Raw genomic sequence first — 8529 nt, forward strand, 5'->3', positions numbered from 1 at the left:
ATCTAGCTCCCTGAGCGAAGTCGAAGGGACGGCAAACGCAGCAGAAGATGCCAGTGAGGTTTTGGCTTCGACTGCGCTCAGCCAGCGTAAAAAATCTAGCTCCCTGAGCGCAGCCGAAGGGACGGTAAACGAAGCAGAAGATGCCAGTGAGGTTTTGGCTTCGACTGCGCTCAGCCAGCGTAAAAAATCTAGCTCCCTGAGCGCAGCCGAAGGGACGGCAAACGCAGCAGAAGATGCTAGTGAGGTTTTGGCTTCGACTGCGCTCAGCCAGCGTAAAAAATCTAGCTCCCTGAGCGCAGCCGAAGGGACGGTAAACGAAGACAAAAAACTTCGAGATTCCAGCAATATCTACAATCCCATCACCAATCCCGAATCATCATTACGAAATCAGATCGCGCAGATCCTTTACTCAGAGGTTGCAGCCATGAATATTGACAACTTCATCGTGCGACCTAAGCGGCAACTCGTTGAAAAATATAACAATCTCGAAGCATGGCGATCGCTATCAGAGCAAGACCTAAACGAACTCAGCCAAGAAATCGCAGGCTTACCCGCTCAAATTGAACCCGAAGCCGAAGAAATTAAAAGATTTGATATCCTCATCCTCAAAATACAACTAGCTATCCTGCGATCGCACTCCTCATTTACGCAGCTCCGCGATCGGGTTAAGGCGATCGCGAACTTGCTAGAGCAAAAGTCATCGATCCCCCTAGTCCAAGCCCAACTAGAACTAATTCAAGACATCCAAACCGATGAATGGTGGCAAGACGTAACCTTACCCATGCTGGAAGCAGTCCGCAAACGCCTACGCAGTCTAGTTAAGCTCATCGAAAAACAAGAGCGTCAACCGATTTACACCAATTTCGAGGATGAGATGGGGGATGAAGCAATTGTCGAATTACCCCACTTCACCGCATCCGATAGCTTTGAAAAATTCCGAGCTAAAGCTAGAGATTTTTTGCGATCGCATCAAGACCAGATGGTCATCTTCAAACTCAGAAATAATAAACAACTCACAGCCACCGATCTATCAGAATTAGAGATAATCTTGCTAGCAAATGGTTTAGGCAAAGAAGAAGACATTAACCGTGCCAAGCAAGAATCTCATGGGCTAGGGTTATTTGTGCGATCGCTGATCGGACTAGATCGCGAAGTAGCTAAACAGGAATTTGGCAAATTTCTTGCCGATAAAACCCTCAATGCTAACCAAATCGAATTTATCAACATGATCGTAGACTACCTCACCGAACATGGCGCGATCGCAGCAGCAAGGCTCTACGAATCTCCGTTTACCGACTTCGCATCCCAAGGCATCGACAGTTTATTTACATCTTCTCAAGTAGATGCATTATTTGATTTGCTTGATGATGTTTGCACAAAAGCAGCCGCTTAAAGTTGCGATCGCTTACTTCTTTTTGCTGCCAATCTTGTCCAAAGCGGCGATCGATTTTTTGACGATTTCGTCGGGGAGTGGGACATAGCCTAGCTCCAATCCCATTGCTTGCCCCTTCGTTAGTCCCCATTTTAATACATCCTTCAAAGCTTGAGCCTGCTTGGGATCGTCGTACTGCTGATAGGCTAACACCCAGCTATAAGTAACGATCGGATAGGCATCGACCGCATCGGGATCGGCATTGGAGCCGCGCAAATCTTCCGACAATTTAATCGTGGCGATCGCCTTCGTCGTGGCATTTTCGGTTGGGATTGCGAACTGCCCTGCTTTGTTCTCTAACGCTGCCGTAGCCAGTTGTAATTGCTTAGCAAAAGCATATTCCACATAACCAATCACGCCTTCACCTTGCTGGATTTGAGCGCTGACACCTGCATTGTCCTTGATCGCCACACCCGTCTGCCAAGCCACATTCAACCCCGTTCCCACCGAGCTTTGCCATTCGGGACTGATGGCGTTGAGATAGGCAGTAAAGGCGGCTGTCGTACCGCTACCATCGGAGCGATGGATTACGGTAATCGGCAGATCGGGAAGAGTAACATTAGGATTGAGCGCGACAATCTCAGGATCGTTCCATTTCTTAATTTTACCTAAGAAAATTGAGGGAAGAACTTTTCGCGACAGTTTCAGTCCCGTCTTTACCCCAGGAATGTTATACACCACTACCACGCTTCCCGCCACTGAAGGAATGAGAACCGTGCCGCGAGCAACTTTGGCTATCTCGCTATCGGTGAGCGCAAATTCCGTAGCGCCAAAGTCTACCGTCCCCGATAGAAATTGCTGAATTCCTGCGGCGCTACCGACGGGCTGATAACTGATTTGAACGTTGGGATTTTGAGTGTTGTAATCTTTAAACCACCGTAGATACAGGAAAGATGGAAATGTTGCCCCCGCGCCATAGAGAGAAATTTGCGGAGAAGTAGCGCTTGCATTGGTGGGAGGTTTGCTATCAACAGTTTCAGAAGCTTTGGGATCGGGTGGTTTTCCTTGACAAGCCTTGAGCGCGATCGCTAAGGGAAATGAGGACATTAACAAAAACTTGCGGCGGGATGAAACAGATCTAAATGACACAAACAACCTCGGTGTAGGCGATCGTATACAGCCAAAGGCAATATTACGATAAAAGGGTAACGCCAGTTTAATTGAATTTTAGGTTAAGCAAGGCGATCGCGGGTCAAAAATCTAGCGGCAATGCTGACGCTCAGAATCAATGCAACTACTACCAAAGCAGCCGTCCAAGCCAAGGCTTGATGGTTGGGGTAGGGCGACAGGGCAAAGTTGTAGATTAAAATCGACATCGAAGCAACGGGTTTCCACAGTCCATTCAAGCCGTATTGACTGAATAGAGCCGTAAACAATAAAGGAGCGGTTTCACCCGTTGCTCGGGCGATCGCCAGCACCACGCCAGTAACGATCGCGGGTGTAGCGGCGGGAACGATCGCAAGAGCGATCGCTTGGATGGGGCTTGCACCTAAAGCGATCGCCCCTTCGCGCAGTTCGGGAGCTACGGCTTTTAAACCTTCTTCTGCCGTCCGAGCGATCGTCGGTAGCATTACCACTGCGAGGGCAAGCCCTCCTGCGATCGCCGAGAAGGTTCCTGTTGCGAGAACTACCAAGCTATAGGCAAACAACCCGCAGAGAATTGATGGCAATCCACTCAAAACCCCATTGAGAAAACGAACCCATTGCGATAAAGCATTTTCTCGCCCAAATTCATTCAAATAAATCGCCGCACCAATGCCTATGGGAACGCTCAATCCCACCCCTATCCCTACCATTATTAAAGTACCAATAATCGCATTACGAAAACCTCCTCCCATTTCTAAGGGCGGCGGCGGTAGTTCCATAAAGGCAGCACTATCAAAACGGGAAAATCCGTTAGTAATGAGACTAAATAGAATCGATCCAAAGGCAAAAATGGCAATTGCTGTTCCCAAACCTATGCCAATCGTCAAAAGTACCGATACAGTTTTGCGTCTTATGGGATTTGGTCGCCACGGAGAAACGTTCTGCGGCTTCATTACTAGGCTTGCAATAATATCAGACTTATCCTCCATAACCCCAGAAGACATCGAGGCTTTGGACGGTGAAATTCCCTGTTCTTGCCCATGATGGAAATCATCAGCTTGCAATAGGAGACTGGAAGATATCGGTCTTTCCTTCTGTTTAAATAAATAGAAAGAAGTAATAAAACCATTGGCAAGTACATTAACGATTAGCGTTATCGCCATTAACACTAAGGCGGCGTACAGCAAAGCCGAGATCTGAAGCCCAGTCGCCTCGGAAAATTGGTTGGCTACTAGGGACGAGATGGTCGAACTAGGAGCAAGCCACGACCAATTAATTTGATTGGCATTACCAATTAACATCACCGCTGCCATCGTCTCACCCAGAGCCCTGCCCAGTGCCAGTACTGACGCGCCGACGAGCCCCGAAATACTGGCAGGAACCGCAATCCCTAAGATAAATTCCCAACGGTTTGCGCCGATCGCTGCTGCCCCCAATCGCAACTCTAAAGGAACCGCAGCGAGCGCATCGCGGGACATTGCGACCACGATCGGTAAAATCATGATGGTCAATACCAAAATTGTCGGCAATAGCGATCGGTTGGCGGGAAGGGTGCTAAAAAAAGGAATCCAGCCCAAATTTTGATGCAATCCTCTCAGTAAAGGTTTCAGCATCGGAATCAGCACAAAAATCCCCCACAAGCCGTAAACTACGCTCGGAATCGCGGCAAGTAATTCGATCGCAAAGGAAATCGGTACGCGAAGGAACTTAGGTGCGATATCTTCATTTAGAAAAATCGCAATGCCAACCCCCAAAGGAATCGCCAATACGATCGCCACTAGCGAACTGATGAGAGTTCCGTATATCTGCGGCAAAATGCCATAGATATTTTTAACGGGATTCCATTCCGCAGTCCATAGAAACCCCAAACCAAATCTCTGCATAGCTGGGAAAGCAGCGATTGCCAGTTCAATAGCGATCGCCGCCACTAAAAGCATTAAGGAAATCGCCAGCCCTTGGGTCATTCTCTGAAATGCTAAATCTATCCAGAGAGAGGTTTTGTTGCGAGTCAAAATCTTGGGAATGGAAACCTTAAGCACTACACAGCTTAGCTCCCAATCGACTTTCGCAATTCGAGCGCTCCGAAGCACTCAAATCTTCCATCTTTACATCCCGACGCAATACGATGCCGTTATGCCCTGAGATCGATTTCGGCAGCTCGTCATAATTAATCTTTTGCATGGTTCTCATGTCATAGGTCGTATAGGTCGTCAACTCAGGCGATGAAAAGTTGATATCCATAACTGTCATCGTTTTGCGTGGCGGCATTTTACTATCAATATAAGGACGGGGTCCCGCTCCGAGAATGCCCGTATGCAGTAGTTGCAGCTTGCCTTTATGGGCAGGATAGTAACCGTGGTCATGCCCGCTAATATAGGTATGAACGTTATTGCGCTCTAGCATGGCACGCAACTGTTCGGTATTCGCCATCACCTCTCCAGGCTCATTCCGACCAACCGTAATCGCGTAGAGAGGTAAATGCCCCAATAAGATCTTGATCTTCGCCGCCTTTGCCGCAGGGCTTTGCAACGATTTTTCTACCCATTCCAATTTATCTTTGGGAATGAAATCGGACGAACCATCCCAAGTCAAAAAGAAAACATCCTTGTATTTAAAAGTGTAATAAAAAGGAAACTCAAAGCGATCGACAAATTCGACCCCGGGATTGTGCGAAGGTTCATTCCAATACTTCGAGGCAACATCGCGTTCGCGTGCGAATAAAAATTTCCCCGAAACGCTTCTAGCGCTTGAGGAATCGTGATTGCCCATCGTGAATCCATAGGGCAATTTCGCTTTCCGCAAAGGAGCCGCGATGCGATCGTCAAAGGCAGCCCACATTGCTTTCATCTGCTCTTCCGTCAGCGATGGATATTGTCCCGCCACCATATCGCCGCTGCAAACCACCATATCTGGTTGCCAAAATGGCAGCAATGCCAGTCCTTTATCTACCTCTGGTTCGTAATCGGTCGAGCCATAGGAACTATTCAAATCGCTAATTACCGCCAGTCGAATGTCGCCTCGGGGTGGATCGTATAGACCATTTGGAACGCTATCGACGATCGCTTTTGTTGCTGGCGGCAATTCTGTTTTTTTAGGTTTATCTTGAGGTTTGTCTTGAGAATTTGAAACAACGGCAACTTTATTTGCTTCCGCACTAGGGGAAATATTAGGGGAAACATTAGAACCATTATTCAGAGCATTCGGTTCGGCTTGACAAGCATGGAGCACCAACGCCGTTGCCAGCCCAGCAATGATACCCAGAAAAATTCGTAACGACATTTGCCAAGAAAACATAATTAAAGTGAAAGTTCGGCACGAACTACATAATGATTCAAGTTAAATTAAGCATATATTCAATTGCCTTGCAACCGTTAAGAAACTGCGCATAATAAAAAAATAAAACCTTAAGCCCGTAGCTTGCGCTACGGGCTTTAAGGTTTTATTTAAGGCTTGCTTAGGGCATAAAACCCCCAAGATAAGTGGTGGCGCTTTGCGCCGCTACTCATCTTGGGGGCATCGATCGGGACATTGTTAGCGTGAAGCTCGTAAAGCCTTGAGTACTGGGTTCAAGTTGTAAATTGCCATTGTGCGCGCGCGCAATTTCTCTCGAAAGGCTCAGTCCCAGCCCAAAGCCTTCTAACCCACGGTTACGGGCAGGATCGGCTCGATGGAATCGATCAAATAGACGATCGCGATCGCTTAAGGGTATATCATGCGAGCTATTACTGATGGTTACTAACAGAGAGTTATTTTTAACCTTAGTCTCAATCCGAATCCAGCCACCTGTCAGATTGTATTTAATGGCATTGTTCGTCAAGTTTTGCAAAACCTGTGTTAGTAATTCGTGATCGCCCCAAATTTTTAAATCGGGAAGAATATCTAGTTTTAGCGATAGTTCGGGCGCTAAAATCTCGATATCTTCGGTAATTTCATAGAGAATTTGCGAAAAGTTTAACTCGGTTTTCTGGATGCTCATTTTGCCTGCATCGGCAAGGGATAGCAATAGTAATTTGCGGGTAATCGAACTGAGACGACAAACCTCATCTAATAGATTACTGAGAGTTTGCTGCATAGTCGAACCTGTTTCCGTATTCTGTAAAGCAAGTTCTAGTTCACCTTGCAAAATTGCTAAAGGAGTTTTCAGTTCATGGGCGGCATCGGCACTAAACCTTGAAGCTTGTAAGAAACTGCGCTCTAAGCGTTCCATCATTTGATTGAATACTTGCGCTAGTTCCACAAACTCTATATCCAGATCCGTAACCGATGTCCGCTGACTTAGCCCCTTAGCATTTACCCGACGAATAGTTTCGGTAAGATGTTTGACGGGCTTTAAAGCGCCACCTGATAAAAACCACGCGCCTACCATCATCAATATCAGCGTTAAGGGAATGGCAATCAGAAACACATTTTGAATTGTGCTCATCTCGCGATCGATTATTCCTAAATTAACTGCGATCGCAATTTTTATATAGGGAGTGGAAACAGTTCCCAACCGCCATATTCCCGTAGGGGTTTTGCTTGTAATTAGGCTGGAGATAACCTGAGGCGATTTGAATGCCTCCTCCAATGGACGGGGGGCGGGACGTTCGGGGAGACGATCCGCAAATCGATTTTCAGTTGTTCCACTGGTTGATTCTCGATTTTGGAGGAGCCGAGGTGGGGGGCGATCGGGTGGCGGAGTCGGCAGAGTTGGATTTAAAGATGGCAGTGGTAAACTGGATAAGCTATTGGGTGAATTATTGGCTAAATTGGGTAATTGTGGTTCTGTTAAATTTACAAATAAGGGGGCAGGATTGAGAGCTGTTTGCCAATTGTTCGATTGATAGATAGTTTTGCCATCGCGATCTTGCACCAATAAGGCGATCGCATTTTGCATCCGATCTTCAAAAAAAGCCGATCGGTGCTGCTCGTAAATTTGCCAGTGGTTTAACGGACGGGGGGCGGAAGATTCTCTTAATAATTGATCTTTGATCTCATTGTCAATGGTGTTGAGTTTGGATTGATAGAATAACAAATAAGTCACACTACTAAAACCCGCGATCGCCGTTCCCGCAAGTAAGGCGGATAGGAGGGCAATGCGAAAACGGAAGGATCTCAGTTTCATTAGAAGTTTATTATGAGCGTTATGGCTGCGTGCTGATTTTTATGGGTTTTGAGGTTTGCGGAAGCGGTAACCAACACCGCGCACACTTTCTAGACATTCTTCACCGCCGACCTTTTCGATTTTTTTGCGAATGCGCTGAATGCAAACATCAATGAGGTTAGTATTCGGATTGAAGTCATAGCCCCAAACATGTTCGAGAATCTGGGTACGGGTAAAGACCCGCCCTGGCGATCGCATTAAGTATTCCAACAAATTAAATTCGCGGGAAGTAAGTTCGATCGCTACTTGTTTGCAGGTAACTTCGCGGGTAAGGCGATCGAGTTTGAGGGGATAAACAACGAGGATGTTTTGGCGATCGCCTGAAACCCGACGGACAACGGCATGAATCCGCGCAACTAATTCTTCAACAAAAAATGGTTTGGCAATATAATCATCTGCTCCGAGATTTAATCCCGATAAGCGATCGTCTAGTTCATTGCGGGCTGTCAATAAAATTATCGGCGTAGTATTTCCTTCCTTCCGTAACCCCTTCAGAATTGCTAATCCGTCTTTTCCAGGAACCATAATATCCAGCACGATCGCGTCAAATTCAAGCTCTAGGGCATGGGTATATCCGTCATTTCCATTATTACAATAGTCCACCACAAAGCCTTGTTCTTTTAAGCCGATACATACAAAATTAGCAATTTTTTCTTCATCTTCAATATATAGAACTTTCATATGTAGACCTCTCTATGCTCTAAGTATTTCAGCAGAGCGTACCGCCCACTTACACCAATTCACGAAAGTGTGACAACACTTTTGCGGATTAAACACCAAACCCAGTAAGGTTTTGAGATTCCCAAAATGGCGTTGCCATTTTGGGAATTGGTATTAGCTCTGGATTTTAATTATGCTGAGGTACTTA

6 protein-coding genes are annotated in these 8529 nt (G+C 46.5%); 1 reads left to right on the forward strand and 5 read right to left on the reverse strand.

Features of this window, described 5'->3' with window-relative positions:
- Window positions 1-1393 (forward strand): type I restriction-modification enzyme R subunit C-terminal domain-containing protein (locus tag AC805_RS00915; RefSeq protein WP_331459029.1); only part of this gene is annotated, 1393 nt, incomplete at its 5' end.
- 12 nt (window positions 1394-1405) lie between these two features.
- Here AC805_RS00915 and pstS read toward each other — a convergent pair.
- The 5 genes from pstS to AC805_RS00940 all read right to left on the reverse strand — a co-directional run bounded on the left by pstS (window position 1406) and on the right by AC805_RS00940 (window position 8342).
- On the reverse strand, window positions 1406-2521 hold the full coding sequence (pstS, locus tag AC805_RS00920; RefSeq protein ID WP_231662383.1) for a phosphate ABC transporter substrate-binding protein PstS: 1116 nt from the start codon (window positions 2519-2521) through the stop codon (window positions 1406-1408).
- Between the two features lie 83 nt (window positions 2522-2604).
- Window positions 2605-4557, reverse strand: a complete 1953-nt coding sequence (gene pstA / locus AC805_RS24405; RefSeq protein ID WP_072143485.1) for a phosphate ABC transporter permease PstA — start codon at window positions 4555-4557, stop codon at window positions 2605-2607.
- Entirely contained in the window at window positions 4550-5797 is a 1248-nt protein-coding gene (locus AC805_RS00930) for a metallophosphoesterase (protein ID WP_231662384.1), read from the reverse strand. Before AC805_RS00930 ends, pstA begins: the two co-directional genes overlap by 8 nt.
- 223 nt (window positions 5798-6020) lie before the next feature.
- Entirely contained in the window at window positions 6021-7622 is a 1602-nt protein-coding gene (locus AC805_RS00935) for a cell wall metabolism sensor histidine kinase WalK (RefSeq protein ID WP_055073672.1), read from the reverse strand.
- A gap of 39 nt (window positions 7623-7661) precedes the next feature.
- On the reverse strand, window positions 7662-8342 hold the full coding sequence (locus AC805_RS00940) for a response regulator transcription factor (protein ID WP_055073673.1): 681 nt from the start codon (window positions 8340-8342) through the stop codon (window positions 7662-7664).
- Between the last annotated feature and the right edge of the window lie 187 nt (window positions 8343-8529).

The organism is Pseudanabaena sp. 'Roaring Creek', assembly GCF_001402795.1.
GTDB lineage: Bacteria > Cyanobacteriota > Cyanobacteriia > Pseudanabaenales > Pseudanabaenaceae > Pseudanabaena.